At 66.4% G+C, this 18,049-nt stretch carries 17 protein-coding genes; 2 read left to right on the top strand and 15 right to left on the bottom strand.

Translation table 11 applies throughout. The features are described from left to right. Positions 1–65: 65 nt before the first annotated feature. Genes CWT10_RS00435 through CWT10_RS00400 form a run of 8 tightly spaced genes read right to left on the bottom strand, consistent with a single transcriptional unit; the run spans position 66 to position 5,171 of the window. Positions 66–227 carry a thiocillin family RiPP gene (locus tag CWT10_RS00435; protein ID WP_128683172.1) on the bottom strand — a complete coding sequence of 54 codons (162 nt, stop codon included), beginning with the start codon at positions 225–227 and terminating at the stop codon, positions 66–68. 19 nt (positions 228–246) lie between these two features. Then, positions 247–408 (bottom strand): thiocillin family RiPP, encoded by a 162-nt coding sequence (locus tag CWT10_RS00430; RefSeq protein ID WP_103062462.1) that lies wholly within the window; start codon positions 406–408, stop codon positions 247–249. 19 nt (positions 409–427) lie between these two features. Continuing rightward, entirely contained in the window at positions 428–595 is a 168-nt protein-coding gene (locus tag CWT10_RS00425; protein ID WP_103062463.1) for a thiocillin family RiPP, read from the bottom strand. 60 nt (positions 596–655) lie between these two features. Next, positions 656–814: a thiocillin family RiPP gene (locus CWT10_RS00420; RefSeq protein WP_103062464.1), complete on the bottom strand. Its 159-nt coding sequence runs from the start codon at positions 812–814 to the stop codon at positions 656–658. A gap of 59 nt (positions 815–873) precedes the next feature. Then, positions 874–1,569 carry a nitroreductase family protein gene (locus CWT10_RS00415; RefSeq protein WP_103062465.1) on the bottom strand — a complete coding sequence of 232 codons (696 nt, stop codon included), beginning with the start codon at positions 1,567–1,569 and terminating at the stop codon, positions 874–876. After that, positions 1,559–3,163, bottom strand: coding sequence for a hypothetical protein (locus CWT10_RS00410; protein ID WP_103062466.1), 1,605 nt, complete (start codon positions 3,161–3,163; stop codon positions 1,559–1,561). Before CWT10_RS00410 ends, CWT10_RS00415 begins: the two co-directional genes overlap by 11 nt. Before the next feature lie 17 nt (positions 3,164–3,180). Then, a complete protein-coding gene (locus CWT10_RS00405; protein WP_103062467.1) occupies positions 3,181–3,789 on the bottom strand; it encodes a TOMM precursor leader peptide-binding protein in 609 nt (202 codons plus the stop codon). Between the two features lie 41 nt (positions 3,790–3,830). Further along, positions 3,831–5,171, bottom strand: a complete 1,341-nt coding sequence (locus CWT10_RS00400) for a YcaO-like family protein (protein WP_103062468.1) — start codon at positions 5,169–5,171, stop codon at positions 3,831–3,833. 565 nt (positions 5,172–5,736) lie between these two features. Here CWT10_RS00400 and CWT10_RS00395 point away from each other — a divergent pair. Beyond that, entirely contained in the window at positions 5,737–6,897 is a 1,161-nt protein-coding gene (locus CWT10_RS00395) for a Gfo/Idh/MocA family protein (RefSeq protein WP_103062469.1), read from the top strand. 114 nt (positions 6,898–7,011) lie between these two features. Here the strand turns inward: CWT10_RS00395 and CWT10_RS00390 are convergent, their stop codons facing one another. Together CWT10_RS00390 and CWT10_RS00385 are read right to left on the bottom strand one after the other, a co-directional pair. Continuing rightward, positions 7,012–9,033, bottom strand: coding sequence for an FAD-binding protein (locus tag CWT10_RS00390; protein WP_103062470.1), 2,022 nt, complete (start codon positions 9,031–9,033; stop codon positions 7,012–7,014). A gap of 37 nt (positions 9,034–9,070) precedes the next feature. Then, positions 9,071–9,919, bottom strand: a complete 849-nt coding sequence (locus CWT10_RS00385; RefSeq protein WP_103062471.1) for a 3-ketoacyl-ACP reductase — start codon at positions 9,917–9,919, stop codon at positions 9,071–9,073. Positions 9,920–10,077: 158 nt separating this feature from the next. Between CWT10_RS00385 and CWT10_RS00380 the strand changes: the two genes are divergently transcribed. Continuing rightward, positions 10,078–10,977 carry a sugar phosphate isomerase/epimerase family protein gene (locus CWT10_RS00380; protein ID WP_218937323.1) on the top strand — a complete coding sequence of 300 codons (900 nt, stop codon included), beginning with the start codon at positions 10,078–10,080 and terminating at the stop codon, positions 10,975–10,977. Between the two features lie 1,344 nt (positions 10,978–12,321). Here CWT10_RS00380 and CWT10_RS00375 read toward each other — a convergent pair. Genes CWT10_RS00375 through CWT10_RS00355 form a run of 5 tightly spaced genes read right to left on the bottom strand, consistent with a single transcriptional unit; the run spans position 12,322 to position 17,956 of the window. Further along, positions 12,322–13,467: a Gfo/Idh/MocA family protein gene (locus CWT10_RS00375; RefSeq protein ID WP_158247609.1), complete on the bottom strand. Its 1,146-nt coding sequence runs from the start codon at positions 13,465–13,467 to the stop codon at positions 12,322–12,324. After that, positions 13,464–14,372: a DUF6807 family protein gene (locus tag CWT10_RS00370; RefSeq protein WP_103062473.1), complete on the bottom strand. Its 909-nt coding sequence runs from the start codon at positions 14,370–14,372 to the stop codon at positions 13,464–13,466. Before CWT10_RS00370 ends, CWT10_RS00375 begins: the two co-directional genes overlap by 4 nt. Continuing rightward, a complete protein-coding gene (locus tag CWT10_RS00365) occupies positions 14,369–16,147 on the bottom strand; it encodes a hypothetical protein (protein ID WP_128683171.1) in 1,779 nt (592 codons plus the stop codon). The genes CWT10_RS00370 and CWT10_RS00365 overlap by 4 nt, the downstream gene beginning before the upstream one ends. Positions 16,148–16,154: 7 nt before the next feature. Beyond that, entirely contained in the window at positions 16,155–17,075 is a 921-nt protein-coding gene (locus tag CWT10_RS00360) for a carbohydrate ABC transporter permease (protein WP_103062475.1), read from the bottom strand. Beyond that, a complete protein-coding gene (locus tag CWT10_RS00355; protein WP_103062476.1) occupies positions 17,072–17,956 on the bottom strand; it encodes a carbohydrate ABC transporter permease in 885 nt (294 codons plus the stop codon). Before CWT10_RS00355 ends, CWT10_RS00360 begins: the two co-directional genes overlap by 4 nt. Positions 17,957–18,049 lie beyond the last annotated feature (93 nt).

Genomic DNA, 18,049 nt, shown 5'->3' with positions numbered 1-18,049 from the left:
AGGGGTTCGGCTCGTGCGGCGGGCGAGCGGCGCTGGCGCTGCCCGCCCGCCGCACGAAGGTGGTGTCAGCCCAGCGTGGAGGCCGTGCCGACTGTGGCCGAGGTGCTGGCCGGGCAGGAGCCCGTCGAGGCGCTGGAGGCGGAGAAGGTGCACCCCAGCGCGTTGCCGTCGGGCAGGACTTCCATGTCGGCGGAGTCCAGGGCCGAGAGATCGACATCGTCATTCATGATGTTCCTGCTTTCCGGGTCAGCCGAGGCAGGCCCAGGTGGAGGCGCACCCAGCAGTAGACGCGGGGCACGAGGCGGTAGAGGTGGAAGTGGTGGTGCTGAAACAGCCGAGCGCATTGCCCTCGGGAAGGACTTCCATGTCAGTGGCGTCCAGGGATGAGAGATCGACGTTGTCAGTCATGGTGTTCCTACTTTCCGGGTCAGCCGAGGCAACCCCATGAGGAGACGGTCGACGCCGAGGTAGCCGGGCACGCGGAGGTGCTCGCTGACCCCAGCGAGGAAGTCGTACCCAGGGCATTTCCCTCGGGCAAGCTCTCGACATCCTGGTCGATCTCCTGGGCGAGCAAGTCGATGATGCCGCTGTTCATGATGTTCTCGCTTTCTTGAGAGATGGTTCTGATGTGGTTGGTGTAGCGAAGCGAAGCGCTTCACCCATAGCTGGACGCCGTCGTAACGGAGGACGCCGAGGTGAGCGGGCACGAGGCGGTGCTCGCCGAGGAAGCCGAGGCGAAGCAGCCCAGGGCGCTCCCGTCTGCGAGGGTCTCGAGCTCGATGTCGTCACCGATGAGGTCAATGCCGTTATCCATCTGTTTCACCTCCTTTCTAGGTATGGGTCCGTTGTGTACCCCGGGTCGTCCGGGGAGTCTCATGCGCCGTCGGGCGGTGGGGCGACCGTCACGGCGAACATCTGATGGCGCGAGGCGCCGTCGGACTTCAGTAGGTGACGCACGGAGGCGGGGATGAAACCGGCGAATACCGTTCCGACGAGCCCGTGGCCCGTGCAGTCCAGGTGGAAGTCGTAGACGACGGCGGAGGCCCGGGCCATGGCTATGCGGTAGCCATGCGCCCCTCCCCAGGAGTCCGCTCGGTCGAGGTCCGTGGCGACCGAGACGATCGCGCCGGCCCTGGCGAATTCCTTCTGGACCCCGAAGTCCTCCCAGTGCTCGGGGGGAGGCGGCTGGGCGATGTATGCGGCACCGTCGGCGTCTACCCGGTAGACACCGGGGGCCAGGTCGATGCAGCGCAGGGCGAAGACGAAACCTTCGAGCGGGACCGCCTCGGCGGCCTCCCCCCAGTCCTCCCGATCCCGGCGCAGCGCCTCCCGCAGGGATGCCAGCCGCTCGGCGAGGAACAGGCCGTCGGTGCTGTAGGTCAGTGAGGAGGAACGCCGGTCGAGGGTCTCCCGCAGGCTGAGCCCCGGGTCGACGGATTCAGGTAGCGGGACTGGCCGTTCCTGGGGGAATCCCCGGAGTGTACGTTCCCGTCCGCGGCCGTCGGCCGTGGGGGTCCCGGTGGAGAAGCCCGCGATTGTCTTCTGCATTAGGGTGAACTCAGTGCGCATGGGTTTCTCCCAGGTAGGTCACGGTGGTGATGGGCTCCAGATTGGGGTCGGCGTGGCAGGCTGCGCACAGGGCGCGTTCGTCCCACCGGGCTACGGGTTGCCAGGGGATGGCGAGGGCCTGGCTGACCCTGCGCGCGGTCATGGCGGAGCAGCCGCCGTCCTGGATGGACACCCGCAGAGCGAATGACCCGTACTTCCTCGCCACCTTGCCGACATTGGCCGTAAGAATCAGGGCGACCGGGGCATCGAGTCCCGGAGCGGCCTCGCCGAGCCTGACCAGCGTGTGCTCGGACTCGCTGTAGGCGTAGGTGCCCACAGGGAGGATGTCCGGGTCGTTGACGACTACCCGTGCCCCGACGGAGCCGATATTGCCGCCAGCGGCCGTCCAGCGGCGCAGCTTGCCGCCCTGCTCGGCCTGCGGGCGCAGACCCGCGGCGTAGTTCAGGATCAGGCCGAGCGTCTCGAGGTTGAGTCCCGCTCCCGACCCGTCCAGGAGCTCGGGCCGTCGCTCGGGCAGGACCACCGTGTCTGTTCCCGAGTACTTGCGGAATTCGAACTGCAGTTTAAGGTTCGAAGGCTTGTAGTGGGCCTGGTGCCCCTTGATGTCCACGAACTCGCGGGGCGGGATGGCCACCGACTGCTCGTAGCGGGCGGCGAGCCCAGGCACGTCGGCCACGGGCCCCTCCGCGTCGCCGCAGATCGGGCAGGCTGCCCGGGTAGCCGCGGGTGCGTGCAGGGCACGGAAGGTGGCCGTACTCATGACCCTGGTGTCGATCGGCAGGTGGGTCACCATGCAGCGGGAGAGCAGGGCGACCACGGTGTGGCAGGCGATTCCGAGGCCCATGACCGTGGCGGCTGCGTCGGCAGGCTCATCTCCCGGAGCCGGAAGGCCAGCGAGGGCGCAGTCGATGCACGGGGTGAACTCCGGATCGATGTAGGGGCCGACCTGGAAGAAGTCCTTACGCAGGGCCACCCTGAGGAACGGGATCCCGCCCTCCCAGGCCCGCAAACCCCATTCGCTGACGTGGGGGTGCGACTCCGGGGTGTCGACGAAGATCATCAGGCCGGCGTCGTTGGGGGCGTCCACGACGACGCAGGATGAAGCGCTCAGCAGGTCCGCCAGCGCGCCCACCCCGCGCTGGTCCCCGGCGATGGCGACGCGGGTTGCCCGGAACCCCTCCAGGCCCTCGGTCCAGTGACGCGCAACCCCGGTGCAGTCACCCATGCGGGACAGCAGCGTCGCGAGTTCCTCCGGGACCTCCCCCTGCGGTATGGCCGCCGCCTGGTCCTCAATGGCGCCGCAGGACCACAGGAAGGCCACTGCTTTGAAGACGGCGTCTTCACTCAGCGAGAGTTCCTCGGCGAGCTGGGCGTGGGACCGACTGCCGTCGCACTTGGCGAGCAACTCGGACAGGTGGGTGCGGGCGAACTCGCCCGACAGAATCTGGGGTTTGGGGACGCCGCACAGGGTGGCGCCGTCCTCGTTCTCCACGATCGCCACACCCAGCCGGACCACGGGCAGGTCGGGGACCTGGAACTGTTGGTCGTAGCGGGCGGCAGTGCCGATAATCTCGGCGGAAATCGATGCGGCCATGATGATTCTCCTCTTCCTCAGACCAGGTTCTCAATCGCGGCCGTGGGGTGACGAAGTCGGTCGTAGCGCGAGCCGCAGCGTTCGCACCGGTCGACGGCGACCGTCTCGTACTTGTGGAGATCGCCCCGAACCAGGTCGAATACCCTCACCTCGCCACCCAGGGCAGTTGCGGCATCGCGCCGGTCCATGTCGGAAAGGGCCTGGCCGATGAAGCCGGCAGCAATAGCCACCTCACCTCCGCTGAAGCCCGCCGGAAGTTCCGCGCCGGCCCGCATGAGCGAGACGGTACGTTCCTGGTGCTGGCGAAGGCGCCGCCGGTAGCATCCGTAGCAGGCGGTGCGCCCTGGGACGACCACCGGGCCGCACTCCAGGGATGTCGGTAGGAGTTCGACACCGACGGCGGGGACCGCCCGGGCGAACGCGACTGAGTCGATGCGATCCCTATCCTCGGGGCGGTGCCCGGACCACACGGAGACTATCCGCGATGCGTAAGGAAGCGATGCGGTGTAGACCGGCCCGGTCGCGTGGTGGAGTCGTGCCTGGGAGGTGTCGAGTAGGTCGACAACCCTCCGGCCGAATTCTCCGGCGTATATGACGAGGGTCTCGTCAGGAAGAGTGATGAGCATAGGTTCTCCTAGTCGGCAGTGGTGTCCGTGGCTGCCCGTCGTCAGGCGAAGGGCTGGAAATCGGGGTTGATGTCCTCCTCGCCATGGACTTCCAAGCCCATGGCGGCCGGCGCGGCATACAGCCGGGGTGTGGCGAGGTAGCGCGCCGAGTGGACGAAGGACAGCGGCATCGCCTCCGGCACGAGGACCTTCACGACGTGCATGCCGACCTGACGCGCCTCATCGGTGGTGATGTCAACCGCGATCACCTCGGCGCCCCGCTGCGCTAGCCGATCGACCGCCCAGGACAGCGGGTCCTCCTGAGGGTCGGGTGTCTGTCCAATCTCATGGAGCGGCACCGTTGGACGGCTTCCTTCGAGGAGAAAGTCGAAGACTCCTCGATGCGAGGCCTGGGCATGCAGGACGGCGCCTCCGACAACCGAGATCCCCAACATCGCAAAGGGGTCGGGACTGGCGGCATGGGCTCGCAGGGCGATCCTCAGCGAGGAGAACTCTCGGTGGATCTTCGCCAGAGCCCGCTCAGGATCAAGGTCACAGGTAGCGGCCACCACCTGGGCCAGCACCGGGTCCTGGCTGAGTTGGATCCCGTAGATGACGGGGATGCCGTAGTCCGTGGTCGCATTGAACAGCCGGACCTTGATGTCCGAGGACGTCCCCATGCAGTGGTACTCGCGCGTGGCGGGACGTAGGAGCGCCTCATCGACCTCGATGCTCGGTAGGTGCAGCCGTTGTAGCCACGTCAGGGAGATCGAGTCGCGTTCAACTACCTCAAGCAGACCACCGAGAACAGCCTCATGTATGTCACTGTGCGCAGCCGTTCCAGTGGAGATCGGGTGGGTGAACAGCTCCGCCTGCGAGTGAACGGGGAAGCGCAGGTAGACGAGGTTCGCGGGAACGAATACCTCCCTGCCTCGGGTCAGCGACCAGGCGCGCTGCCAGCGGATGGGGAGACGGGGGTCGTACTCAACAAGGGTGGCCGTGTCAGCGGCGAGTTCACGCTCGGAGCAGCGGGGGAACCTGTCCGGCCCCACAGCGGCATCGCCCAGTTCCGCCTGCGTTGCCATGATCAGCGCGGCCTCGTCCCAAGTGCACGAGGAGTAGCGTTCTAGGGATTCAACGATGGAGATGTCCCTAGCCCGCACGGGGTCGATCGCGCCACCGGCGCCGTCGAAGTTGCCTTGGGCATTGGAGTGACTCCAGTTGCGCTGGGTGGACAGCACCGCCGATGGGTTGTCGAGGGCGGCCGTGTAGATCGCAAATGGTGGCTCGGTCTCACCGTTGGGCAGTCGGAAGGAACGTGAAACCAGGCCGCAGGGGGACTGGAGCCTGCGCGCGCGGCGGAGCCCTGCGGGGCTGGGCTCCTTGAGGTCACTGACGTACATCGGTCACTCCGATCAGCACCGAGCGCACACAACCGCCGTCCCGGGAGTTCGGATCGTTGGAGCGAAGGTTCTCGCTCGGCCAACCATCGGCATCATGCTGTTTCACCAGTCGGCACGGCCGACCGTTTAGGCCTGAGGATTCGATCATGGTCACTCCTTTGTGGCTAGAACGGAGCCGACCGCAGCGCCGCCCTGGCGGGTTCTCGATGACAGGAATAAGCTTCGCGAACGGTTTGGGCACCAAGTCACCTCCCAACGAGCTGTATCGCCTCCTCCCTTCCGAGGGGCATTTGCTCGCAACCATGTACGAAAGAAGGAGAGCCGCCGTACATACGGTTGTGTGCGCACCTCGGCGCCTATCGCGCCCAGGCCCCGCCGGTTACGTCTTTCAAGTGCGCTTGACGTTCAGGCGTGCCGGGACAGGCCGCCGAATGAATGGAGTCAGGTCGACCATGCCAACACCGATTGAAACTGTTCACTAGGTTCGCTATCGTTCAGTTTACGCCAGGATCGTTCACCAGCGTTCTTGGCTGCCTGCAGCCGTCACCAGGTAGGAGCGACAACGATGTCCCGGACCCTAACCATCGCCATGAACGGCATCACCGGCCGCATGGGCTACCGGCAGCACCTGATTCGTTCAGTCCTGCCGCTCCGCGACGGCGGCGGTCTGCTCCTCGAAGACGGCTCCCGCCTGCAGGTGGAACCGATCCTGGTGGGCCGCAACGCCAGCAGGCTCAAGGAGATCGCCGCCCGCCACGGCATCGAGCGCTGGACCACCGACCAGGACGCGATCATCTGCGACCCAGGAGTCGACGTCTACTTCGACGCCCAGACCACCTCACGCAGATACGCGGCCCTTGCCGCCGCCTTCGACGCCGGCAAGCACATCTACACCGAGAAACCGACCGCCGCGACCCTGCAGCAGGCGGTCGACCTTGCCAGCCGCGCCGCCGCCACAAATCTGACCGTCGGCGTGGTACACGACAAGCTGTACCTGCCCGGTCTGATCAAGCTGCGCCGCCTGGTGGACGAGGGATTCTTCGGCCGGATCCTGTCCCTGCGCGGCGAATTCGGCTACTGGGTGTTCGAGGGCGACGTCCGCCCCGGTCAGCGCCCCTCTTGGAACTACCGCAAGCAGGACGGCGGCGGAATGATGGTGGACATGTTCTGCCACTGGAGCTACGTCCTGGAGAGCATCCTCGGCTCCGTCAAAAGCGTCTACTCCCAGGCCGTCACCCACATTCCCACCCGTTGGGATGAGCAGGGCCAGGCCTATCCCGCCACGGCGGACGACGCCGCCTACGCGGTCTTCGAGGTCGAGACACCTACCGGCGAGACTGTGATCGCCCAGCTCAACTCCTCCTGGGCGGTGCGTGTGCATCGCCGGGAGCTGGTGGAGTTCCAGGTGGACGGCACCCACGGCTCGGCCGTTGCCGGACTGTTCCACTGCGAGTCCCAGCAGCGCGCCAACACCCCGCGGGCGAGCTGGGACCCCGACGTCCCCGCAGACCTCGACTTCATGAGTCAGTGGATCGAGGTTCCCGACGACGGCGCTCCGGCAAACGGCTTCCGCGCCCAATGGGAAGAGTTCCTGCGGGACGTCGCCACCGGCAGGCCGCACCGCTACGGGCCAGATTCGGCGGCGCGCGGCGTGCAGCTGGCCGCCCTGGGCCAGGAGTCGACCAACACCGGACGCAAATTGTCAGTCCCGCCACTCACCTTCTGAACCAGTCGCCCCGGCTCCATGGAGGCCGCTCTCCCCGCCGTCCCAGCCCCACCGCCTCAGCCCCGCCGTCCCAGCCCCACCGTCCCAGCCCCGCCGCTGTGGACCGTCGGCCCATCAGCGCACTCCGCCGTCGTCACGGAAATCCCGCCAGATATTCTCGAAGAAGTCGTCACCCGTGTCTGGGATCGGGCGGCGTGGGCGCCAGGTCGCCTCCACCGTCGGACCGCCGTCCGTCCCACGCCCGAGCGTGACTTCCTGCACCTGTGCGTCCAACGCCCCGTCGTCGGACTGGAAGCGCATGGATTCGGGCAGGCCAGGTTGTGGCAGCGAGCCGGCGGCATCGGTGTAGAGCACCGAGCCGCGGGAGCGCCCGCCACGCCGGAGGTAGTCGTCCATGGCCGTCAGGTAGACGAATTGGCTGGTCAAGATGTCCCGCAGCAGGAAGAGCCGATCCACGCTGCGGCGGGAGGCGGTATCCACCACCACCCGGTCGGCAAGGCCGGTCAGCATCTCGTGTATCCGCTCCAGGGCCTCGCTCACGCCCTGCGTCGAGCGGACCAGGCCGGCCCGCTCACTCATAATGCCCTGGGTGGCGGTGAGCAGGTCGCCGGTGTTGTCGGGCTCCTCCGCCGCTCGCGTCCCGGCGTCGGCCAGCAGCGTGCGCGCCCCGATGACCGCCGGGGTGGCGACGACGGCGAACTCCGTCATGTCCATCGGATCTCCCCGGCGACGGGCGGCTATCCACTGGGCGGCGCGCATCGCACCCACCTGGGTGGAGTTGAGGGCGGCACCGCCGGGCCGGTAAACGCCATGTGTGCCCGCCGCCTCGCCGACGGGGAAGAACCCGGTTAGTGAGGGCGAGTGCCACCAGTGGTCGACGGCGAGGCCGCCGTTGTTGTGCTGCACGCATACGTCGATCTCCAGGCGATCCCGCGCCAAATCGATGGCCGGATTCTTCTCACGGTACAGCTGGTAGGCGGGGCGGTTCATGGCAAGCAGCCGCTCGACCGGAGTGCCGAACAGGGCTCCGGCCCGCCCCAGATAGTCGCGGGCCGGCGGTTCCAGGGCGTCGGAGTCTAGCGGGATGCCGCCGGGGTTGCGGGTGAAGTCAAGGAAGACGCGCCGGCCCCGCAGCACGGTCTCGCGGTACACGAGCAGGTCGATTAGACAGGAGCCGCCGCGGGCCTTGCGGATGTCGAAGGGCCACTGGTAGCCCTTGAGGAAGGTCAATGACAGCAGGCGTTTATGGTCGGGGATCGCTTCGGTGAGGAACTCCCGCTCGTCATCGCCGTCGGTGTCGGTGGATATGAAAGTGGGGAGCACCTGCATGTAGCTGCCGGAGACGTTCCAGCGCGGCGCGATGGAGGCGAGGCCGAATTGCCATTCGGTCAGGTTCTTGCCGGTGGCTCCGGCTCTGAATGCGGCGCCGGAAGCGCCCCACTGGCCATGCGGGAACACACTGCGGGCGTACATGCCGGCCGGGCCGCCGGTGGCGTAGACAATTGACCGGGCACGCACCAGCAGGAAGCGGGAGGCACCCGCGGCCGCTTCTGCCTGCGTAACCCGACGACGCAGGCACGCCAGCCCCACCGCCTCGCCGTCGACGGCAAGTACGTCGATAACGCGCAGATTCTCAACCACGCGCGTGCCGTCCCGCCCAACCTTGGCTTCCAGACGCTCCACCATGGTCCGCGAGGTGTACGGGCCCGCGCTGGTGGCGCGCTGCCGCGGGTCGTGGTCAGTCTGGTAGCCGATGAACTCGCCGTAGCGGTTGCGGGGGAAGGCGACGCCCAGATCGACCAGGTGCATGAACGCCTGAACGGACCCAGCCGCCTCCACCAGGGCGTTATCGCCATCCATGGCGCCGCCGTCGAAGAGAGTCTGCGCCATCTCGGCCACGGAGTCACCGGTCGCGCCGCCCAGGGTGAGCTTGTAGTAGGTCTGCTTGTCCGAGCCGGCGTTGCGGGAGGAGCCGGTGGTGATCCGGTCGGAGATGATCAGCACATCCCGCTGCCCGTACTGCACCAGCCGGTCCGCGGCGCAATAACCGGCCGCCCCGGTGCCGACGACGACGGTGTTGGCGGACAGTACGGGCACCTCACTGCCGTCAATGCGAATGGTTGACCGCCCCGGCATGACTGCCTCCTTAGCCAAATCCATGTTGGGTGGACATTCATAAACGCGGGATGTGCATGCCGCCGTCGACGTGGATAACATCCCCCGTGGAGTAGGGAGCATGTCCGCAGGCGAGCATGGCGACGGTGCGACCGACGTCGTCGGGCCGACCCCAGCGGGGCATCGGTGAGATGCCCGCGGCGAAGAGGTCGTCATAGCGGTCTTTGACACCGGCGGTCATGTCGGTGGCGATCACGCCGGGGCGCACCTCGTAGACGACGATTCCCTCACCGGCGAGGCGGGCGGCATACAGAAGGGTGGCCATGTGCACGCCGGCCTTGGAGACGCAGTACTCGCCGCGGTTGGTCGAGACCGTGTCCGCCGATATGGAGGAGACATTGATAATGGTGGCGGCGGGGCGGTCCAGTAATGGCAGACCGTTGGAGACGTCGATGCCGACGGCGGCGAGGTCGCGGTCGCGCTGGGAGATCATCTCCCGGGCGACCAGCTGGGTGAGGAAGTACGGGCCGCGCAGGTTGACGCTGAGAACGCGGTCGAAGGAGGCGGGGGTGGCCTCAAGCAGGTCTGCCCGCACTTGCGGGGCAATACCCGCATTGTTGACCAGGAGGTCGACCCGGCCGAAGCGCTCCAAAGTGGCAGCAAGGTACCGGGGGCCGACGTCGAGGTCGTCAACGCCTCCCCGGATGTAGGTGACCCGACCGGAGCCCCCAGGAAGGGTGCGCAACTCCTGCAAGGTGTCGGTGGGCTCCGGGCGGGTGGCCAGAAGCGAGACCGCATAGCCGCTGCGCAGCAGTTCCTCGGTAATGCTGCGGCCGATCCCGCGGCTGCCCCCGGTGACCATGGCAACGGGGGTCCTTGGGGGTGGATAGGCGATGGCCTCGCGCATGGGATCTCCTGTGATCGTGCGGATCTCGCGTTAATGCGGTCACCGTGGGCCTACTTCGGGATGTGCCGGGAGCCGGGGCGCCGAAGGCAGCCACGCGAATGTTCTAAGAGTTACTATACTGATCGTTAGCGATCCTTCCAAGCGATGAGGCCAGGCGTGTGATCACTCGAAGTAACTTCACTCTCTCCCGATGCTCCCTCAACACCGCCACCATTAAGCACGCCAACCTCGCGCAGGCCGTGGATGCCGCGGCGGCGGCGGGCTACGGCGCCGTCGGGCTGTGGCGCGATCGGGTGCAGGAGGTCGGCACCGAGGAGGCGGGACGCATTGTCCGCGAGGCGGGCTTGGAGGTTTCGTCGTTGTGCCGGGGCGGCTTCTTCACCGGCAGCGACGCCGAACACGCCCGGGCGGCGGTTGATGACAATCGCCGCGCCATCGACGAGGCGGCCGCCATCGGCGCCTGCGAGCTGATCCTGGTGGTCGGTGGGCTGCCGGCCAATCCGAAGCCTGGTATGAGCGCTGCCCTCGACACCGGGCAGCCGGAGCGCGACCTACGTGCTGCACGAGACCGGGTCGGCCAGCGCCTGGCCGAACTCGTCCCCTACGCCCGGGAACGTGGCGTGCGCCTGGTACTGGAGCCGATGCACCCGATCTTCTGCGCGGACCGCGGTGTTGTCTCCACACTCGGGCAGGCGCTGGATATTGCGGCTCCCTTCTCCGCGCACGAGGTGGGCGTGGTGGTGGACACCTATCATGTGTGGTGGGACCCGCGGCTGGCCGAGTCGATTGCGCGCGCCGGCGCCGAGGGACGGCTCGCCGCCTACCAGGTCGGCGACTGGGTGCTTCCGTTGAAGGAGGACACGCTCAACTCTCGCGGATATGTGGGCGACGGGTACATCGATTTCGCGACGATCACCAGCTGGGTCCGTGACGCCGGATATACCGGGGCGGTGGAGACGGAGATCTTCAATGTCGACATCTGGGCGCGGCCATTCGGCGAGGTCGCCGAGCGCGTCGCCGCCGATTACGCGACGCGGGTGCTTCCGTACCTCGGCTGACGCGAGGCGGCAGGGCCTGGCCGAGCGGTCAAAGATACTCACGGTCCAGGCAATACCTCCGCGGGGGTGGCCAGGGCGGAGGCCTGGCCTGCAATTCGTGGTTGCGGATGTTGTCGGCAGTGGTGATTGCTGCCCGCAGCCCCCGTCTACTACGCCACTTAGGCGTTGGGTACGCCGGTTAGGCGTTGATTGAAGGCCCCGGAGCCCTTCAGCAAAGGCCTAAGTGGCGTAGTAGAGACCGAACCCGCGTAGTAGAGGCCGAACCGGCGTAGTAGACACCCGCGGGGCCAGGCCGGGGCGGAGGCCTGGCCTGCGCCCCGTGGGTACGGCCGTTGTCGGCGCTGGGGATCGCTGCCCGTAACCCCCGTCTACTACGCCACTTAGGCGTTGAGTACGCCACTTAGGCGTTGGTTGAAGGCCCCGGAGCCCTTCAGCAAAGGCCTAAGTGGCGTAGTAGAGACCGAACCCGCGTAGTAGACAGGCTCTTCCGGTTTGAGGGTGTAGTGGGTGGGTGTGGGCCCGGTCGGCTGCCGGCCTCGTACTTGGACCGCGTTCCTGCCGTTGGACCGTCTGAGAGTGCGTTTCAGACGGTCCAACGGCAGCCAGGTGGTCCAACGGCAAGCAGGTGGTCCGGGTGCGGGGGTGCTGACTCGGGCCGGTGGGGTTGCCTTGGACGCCGGTGCACCCAAGGTCAACGGTCAAGATGCCCTAGACCTAGGCCGCGGAGGTCGCCGGCATGGCCGGCAGCCAGGCCCGGCCTGGCAGCGGGCCGGGCTGGGCCGGACTGGTCTGCGCTCCCGACTGGGCTGCGGGCCCGGTTCATCGCCAAAGACGTCCCAGCCGACCGGACAACGGGGGGCCGGATCGGCAACCAGAGGCCCTGGCCTACTCACCACACCAGGGCGGCAGGCCGGCGCCTGGGAGCCAAAGCGTCCAGAATCGGCACGAACACCCCGCCCCTCCCAGCACACGCCCTCAGACTCGTTAGAACCATGCGGACCTGGTGAGCGGCGCCGGGCGGGAGATCCTCGTTCGTGCCGAATCTGGACACTTCCCCCGGGCCCGCCGACCCCACCAACCGAACTCGATGGTCATATCGACCGAACTCGATGGTTATATTGACCGAACTCGGCGAACACACCCGTAAACCGGAAGAACCCGATCGGGTACCGCACGCCCAACCAGTTCGAATGCGAGCTACTGCAGGCCGCCGCCCAGAAAGCGGCCTGACAAACACACAACAACCGAGAGTCTAAAAACACCCAGCACTCCGTTTCTGCGAAGGCGCCGGGCTTACCACTTCACGGTTAGCAGAGCCGCACGGCCTCCCAGTCAACCGACGGGTCAATCGTCCCGAGACGATACCGCCCACGGCGCCCCGGCCTCGCGGAACGTGCTCCCGGTCGAGGCGCAGTGGTGCACCCACCGGGTGGCGTCGCGCAGCACCGGCGTCCGGTCCGTTCCATCCGCCACCGGCTCATCCCTCCAAGTAACCAGCTCGGGTGCAATCGGGCGCGGGTCCGGAGCGCGACGCACGGCCTCCAACAGCGTCATGAAGCCGCTCACGGATTCCAGTGGCACCAGCAGTTCCTCCTCCCCCTGCCGCGCCGCCAGGAGATTGCCCAGCAGATCACGGCGGCCGTACTCGATGCCCGCCACCGTGTTCCCGTGCGCATCCAGGTGCCGGGCGCGATCCTCGGTGTACGCCAACTCCACTGCCCCCTTATCGCCGTAGAAGGTGATCAGCGGCGGCGCCTCACGCCTAGCACACAGCGTCAGGGCCGCCGTCACCGCTGCCCCGGTCCGGGTCTGGATCCGCACCGCCGAGGTGTCGTCGGCCTCAATGTCATTGACCCGGTACTGATCGAGCACGATCGGCCCGACGTCGTCGGCCCGCCCGCATCCCAGGATCGCCAGGGCCGAGGCGAAGGCGTGCGCGAATGGGTTGGTGAGCACGCCGTCGACGACGTCGCACCCGTCGAGGGTGCGTCTGCCCGCCCAAGGCGCACGCCGCCAGTATGAGACCGGCCGGCTCCAGCAGCCCGCTATCCCCACCGCACGCAAGGAGCCGACCATTCCGTCCGCGAACGCGCGCCGGAGCCGGGGGACCGCCGCCGAACCGAGTGCCTGAAAACCAATCTGCAGTATGCGCCCGGAGCTGCCGGCCACCGTTAACAGCCGACGGTATTCCTCCAGTGATGCGGTAGGAGGCTTCTCCAGCAGCACATCGCATCCTGCGCTCAGCGCCGTGACGGCGAGCTCGAGATGCGTGCTGATGGGGGTGGCAATGACCACCACGTCCACGTCGACGCTCTGCAGGCACCGCCGCAAGGTCGCAAAGTGGGGCGCGACCGCCGCTCGGGGCGGCCGGAGGTCAACCGTCGCCGCCAGGCGCGCCCAGCCACGCCCCTGCAGCGCCAGTACGTGGCGCACATGTCTGCCGCCGTGACCGTGGATCCCGACGACGGCGATTGTCGGGACTCGTTTCATCGTTCCCATCCGACCTCGGCCAGGGCGCGCTCGACCCGGGTGACAGTAGTCAGGTCCTCATCCGTTATCAGCGCCTCCAGTCCAAAACCGAAGGGGCGTCCTGCGGGCAGTCGCAGCGGCTCGCACCATGCCAGTGCCGGGCATACCCCCGGATACTCCGCGGTTCGCACGAACCAGGGGACGCGGGGACCGCGCTGGCGCAGCACTACTGTCACCGCTTGTCCAATCGCGTCAGACCGGTGCTCGGTCGACGGCGCGGAGCGCATGGCGATCCATTCGGCGCTGGATCCATTGATGCTCCGCTCCCCCGCGGCCTCGGGTGAAAACACCTCCCAGTCCAGCCGGCGCGGGAAACGCCAGAAGATGCCCCCGTAGCCAGCGCCGGCGCGCCCCTGGGCGCCGGGAGACGAGATAACCGCATCATGGTGCGGCGTGATGACACTGTTCCATCTCAGCACGGCCTTCCTCCCAGAACCGCCGGGCGGTGATACCAGCCGCGTGATGGACCGGTCCTCAATCAGTCGACTCTCCCCATCGGCGCCGATCCATTCGATTGTGCACTCTAGACCTCGCCCCCTAAACGTCTTGCCTGCCCCGTCCCTCCCACACAGCCGGTCCGGTCTCACATCAACCACCCGTTGACGCCCGTGCCTGTTGTGCCAGAGGTATCCCCGTCCCGGCACATAGGTCTTTCCACCCCAGAAGTGGCTGCCGTTGACGTCGGGTAGGGCCAGCGAGAGCCCCATGTGGTGGGGGTGGTCGGCCGGGGCGATCTCCGTGAGCACGGTGCCCGCGGGAGAGCAGATCGGATGCAGGTAGGGGCGCGGTGAGGCGGTGTCCGCGAGTGTGTCTCCCGCCTCGAATAGCAGCGTCGATCCGTCGGCTCCGGTCAAATCGATGGTCATAGCAGGTACCCCGTGTCGCGGATGCGCCTCGCACCGGAGTTCTCGACGTCGGCGTCCAGCGACGAATATGAGCGGAAGCGCAGCCTCATCTCCCCAGGCACTAGCGCGGATATGTATAAACGCTGTCCGCCAAGCGCATCCGTTCCGCCGATATGATGCAGCTCCTCGCCGGGCTCGTAGAAGGGCGGCGTGAAGCACACGTCTCCCGCCATGGTGATCCGCAGTGCTCCATCGCCCTTGCCCCAAGTCACCTCATCGGCGTCGGGCGTCCATACACCCTCCTTAACCCTAGTGACCGCCTCGGCGGGAAGATCCGGCAGTGCCACCTCCAGGCACACGCGGGTGCGGGGTCCCCGGGTCCTTACTGTCAGGTCGAAGCCACCTGGTCGAGGCACCACGGTCACTTCAGTGCTCAGGGTGAGGGTGTCTGACCCTCGCTGTGAGAACGCCATCGCCGCGGCGAAGCGCCCCTCATGCTCCAGGGCGTAATCACCGTCCGGGCGACGCGCCCCAACCGGCAGCGGCTGGTAGTAATTCGCCGTCGTCTCCTCACTGAGCAGATATCCCGCGGTGTCCTTGGCTGTGAGGGGGTTAATCCGCTGCGCCCGGAAGGGACCCAGGCCGAAGAAGTCGCGCGATAGTCGCAGTGACCTGATTTCCACATCCCCCACCCAGGCGTGCAGGAAGGTTGGATTTGTGGCCAGACCCGAGACGGTCCTCTTGAGGAAAGGCCAGTCCGAACCGCCGTTCAGGCACAGGTAGTGGCTCCGACGGCGCATCACGGCCAGGCCCGACGTGAATAGTCGCTCATCGGCGCCCGGCGCAATCGGCTGGGGTAGCGGCGCCGTGCTGCGCGGGTCAAGTAGTGCATTGCTGAGTTCGTCGCCCGGATCCGCTACGCCCATACGCCAGGCGCGTTCGCACCACCAGGCCAGATCGCCGCGGTTCCTGGTCACACTGATCAGGCGCAGCTGGTGGTGGAACAGACTGAGCGGCACCGTGCGGAACTGGTCCTGTCGGCGCGAATGAATGGTCTCCACCTTTCCTTCCCGATCGGTCATGGCCACCACCGCCTCCAGATTGCGTACAACCACGTCCTCCAGCTCCGGCCGGTGGAGTTCTCTGGCCAGAACCAGCAGGCTCCGGTTAGTCACATGCGCCGCGTAGCTGGCCGAACGCTCGGAGTATTGGCCGTCGGGGTCCACATCGATTCCCTCTGCCAGCCACTGGTCGATTCGGGCACGTCGCTCCTGATCCGGGCGGCGTGACTCCAACTTGGCCAGGGCCTGGCACAGTTCCCAGCGATGGTTGGGCGTGTGCACACCGCCGCGGCGCAAGGACGGATCGAGCCGGTCCAAACAGGCGTCAAGCACTTGCCGCAGACAAAAGATCAGCGGCTCACAGGTCTTACCGCCGTCCTTAAGGCAGGCGGGCGGGCGTTCAGCGGTGGGCGGTTGCTTGAGTAGCAGGAGGGTATCGAGCATGTCGTTGGCGGTGAAGGCGGTGTCGGGAGGGGATTGCAGGTTGCCGCCGTCGAACAGTCCGGTCGGCCCCTGCACCTCTACCAGCGCCTGCGCCATCCGGAGCGCGGCGCGAAGCAACCCGCCGTCGCCGTCTGCGCGCGCTCCGGGCGCGCAATAACACGCCACCATCACTTTCATTCGGCGGGCGAGTGCGCGGTGAGGCGGAGCCGAACGCAGAAAATCTTCCTGCTCACTCAGCATGCGCGCCGCCTGCCGCTGCGCCTGGGCTGCGAGTTCAGCAAAGTGAGTCATCGCGGGATCAGTCCTTGATTCCTGTACTCAGGTCCGCACCCATGATGTTGCGCTGGAAGACCAGGTAGATGATCAGCAGGGGAACGATGGAGATTATCGACGCCCCCAGGAGCACGGTCCAGTTGATGTTCTCCGCACCTACAATCGAGCGCAGCGCCACCTGGAGTGTGAACTTGTTCTTGTCCGAGATCACGATCAGCGGCCAGATGTAGTCATTCCAGCGCCATTGGAATGAGAAAATTGCCAAGGTGAGCATGGTGGGCCGGGACAGCGGCGCCATTATGCGGAAGAATGTTGACAGCTCCCCGGAACCATCGATCCTGGCGGCTTCTAGGAGCTCGTCGGGAACCGTGATGAAGAACTGGCGGAACATGAACACGCCCGTGGCCGTCATGATTGAGGGCATGACCAGACCGGCGAGCCGGTTGTATAGGCCCAGATCACGGATCACCAGGAAGGTGGGCGACAGTATGACCTCCGTAGGCAGCATGGTGGTCATGAGCAGGGCCACGAACAACACCTTCAACCAGCGATTGGAGTATTTGGCCAGCGCGTACCCGGTTGCGGCGGATACGATAACCGTAAGCACCGTCGTGGTGGAGGCGACTATGAGGGTGTTCTTGAAGTAGGTGGCGAAGTCGAATCGCGTCCACGCCTGCGCATAACCGTCAACCGTCCACTGCCGCGGGAAGAAGGACAGCGGAAAGGAGAACAGCTCCCCGCCGGGTTTGAACGAGGAGAGCAGAAACCACAGCACCGGGAATCCGTAAACCAGGGCCACCAGCCACATGGTTGCGGTGAGCAGAGGTGACTTTCGGGTGTGGGCGAGCTCCTGCTCGGACCGCCGCCTACCGGGCCTGCGGGCCCGGGCATCACGTCTTCTGGACGTTTTCGGAGCGGGTCTCGCCGAACGCTCGTTGCTTGTCATCGCGCCTCCCTGCGGTTATTCACATACAGCTGTGCCAGGGACAGCACCAGGAGGATGACCATGAGGATCATTGAGGCGGCCGATGCGTAGCCGATCTTCGCTTGGGAGAACCCGGTGGTGTAGATGTACTGCACGATCAGGTTGTTGGCGGTGCCCGGACCGCCCCCATTGACTGCCTGAACCATGGCGAACTCCTTCATCGCACCGAGCGTGGCCAGCAGAATCACCATGAACGACGTCGGCCGTATCGACGGCATGGTCACGTGCCAGAAGGTCTGCCACGGGGTGGCGCCGTCCAAGGCGGCAGCCTCCTTGAGGCTGCGGGGCACGTTGCGCAGGGCGGAAATGAACAGCAGCATGGAGAATGCAGTGCCAGCCCAGGCTCCAGCGAAGACCACCACCATGAGTGACAGGTCCGCATCCGTCTGCCATTTCGGTCCCGTTCCGCCCATTCGGGAGATCAGATAATTGATAAGACCGAAACTCTCGCCGAACAGCCACCGCCAAATGACCCCGACCACAATAGGGGATATCAGCCAGGGCATGAAGAACACCAACCGCGCCACCGACTTGCCCACCACGCGCTCACTCGTCAGAAACACGGCCGTCAGCAGTGACAGCGCGTATGTCAGCGGCACGGAGACGATCGCATACTGGAAGGTGCGCAGCAGTGCGCCGTAGAAATCCTCGTCGGCAAACAGGTCCGTGTAGTTGGCCAGGCCCACGATCTCATAGCTCCCCCGCCCGCGGTAGTCGGTGAAGGAGTAGAACAGGCCCGTCGCCGCTGGCCAGATGAAGAAGACCGCGTACAGGGCGATGATGACGCCGGTGAGGACCAGGGGCTGCCACCGGTAGGTCCCCGGCGACCTTCGTTTCCGCATGAACCCGGGCGTCCGCCCACCCGGAAAGCGACTCGTCGTCGTCCCGAAGGCCGCACGACTGACTGGCCGGACACTCATCATGTCACCCCCGGA

The sequence above is a fragment of the Actinomyces qiguomingii genome (assembly GCF_004102025.1).
Lineage (GTDB): Bacteria > Actinomycetota > Actinomycetes > Actinomycetales > Actinomycetaceae > Actinomyces > Actinomyces qiguomingii.
Note: the sequence above shows the minus strand (reverse complement) of the source record. Positions and strands in the feature narration are given on the sequence as shown.

Excerpts from the sequence above, each read along its gene's own strand:
- CWT10_RS00435 (WP_128683172.1), bottom strand. The coding sequence starts at position 227 with ATGAATGACGATGTCGATCTCTCGGCCCTGGACTCCGCCGACATGGAA.
- CWT10_RS00375 (WP_158247609.1), bottom strand. The coding sequence starts at position 13,467 with ATGAAACGAGTCCCGACAATCGCCGTCGTCGGGATCCACGGTCACGGC.
- CWT10_RS00425 (WP_103062463.1), bottom strand. The coding sequence starts at position 595 with ATGAACAGCGGCATCATCGACTTGCTCGCCCAGGAGATCGACCAGGAT.
- CWT10_RS00365 (WP_128683171.1), bottom strand. The coding sequence starts at position 16,147 with ATGACTCACTTTGCTGAACTCGCAGCCCAGGCGCAGCGGCAGGCGGCG.
- CWT10_RS00430 (WP_103062462.1), bottom strand. The coding sequence starts at position 408 with ATGACTGACAACGTCGATCTCTCATCCCTGGACGCCACTGACATGGAA.
- CWT10_RS00385 (WP_103062471.1), bottom strand. The coding sequence starts at position 9,919 with ATGCGCGAGGCCATCGCCTATCCACCCCCAAGGACCCCCGTTGCCATG.
- CWT10_RS00370 (WP_103062473.1), bottom strand. The coding sequence starts at position 14,372 with ATGACCATCGATTTGACCGGAGCCGACGGATCGACGCTGCTATTCGAG.
- CWT10_RS00360 (WP_103062475.1), bottom strand. The coding sequence starts at position 17,075 with ATGACAAGCAACGAGCGTTCGGCGAGACCCGCTCCGAAAACGTCCAGA.
- CWT10_RS00415 (WP_103062465.1), bottom strand. The coding sequence starts at position 1,569 with ATGCGCACTGAGTTCACCCTAATGCAGAAGACAATCGCGGGCTTCTCC.
- CWT10_RS00400 (WP_103062468.1), bottom strand. The coding sequence starts at position 5,171 with ATGTACGTCAGTGACCTCAAGGAGCCCAGCCCCGCAGGGCTCCGCCGC.
- CWT10_RS00390 (WP_103062470.1), bottom strand. The coding sequence starts at position 9,033 with ATGCCGGGGCGGTCAACCATTCGCATTGACGGCAGTGAGGTGCCCGTA.
- CWT10_RS00405 (WP_103062467.1), bottom strand. The coding sequence starts at position 3,789 with ATGCTCATCACTCTTCCTGACGAGACCCTCGTCATATACGCCGGAGAA.
- CWT10_RS00355 (WP_103062476.1), bottom strand. The coding sequence starts at position 17,956 with ATGCGGAAACGAAGGTCGCCGGGGACCTACCGGTGGCAGCCCCTGGTC.
- CWT10_RS00420 (WP_103062464.1), bottom strand. The coding sequence starts at position 814 with ATGGATAACGGCATTGACCTCATCGGTGACGACATCGAGCTCGAGACC.
- CWT10_RS00410 (WP_103062466.1), bottom strand. The coding sequence starts at position 3,163 with ATGGCCGCATCGATTTCCGCCGAGATTATCGGCACTGCCGCCCGCTAC.
- CWT10_RS00395 (WP_103062469.1), top strand. The coding sequence starts at position 5,737 with ATGTCCCGGACCCTAACCATCGCCATGAACGGCATCACCGGCCGCATG.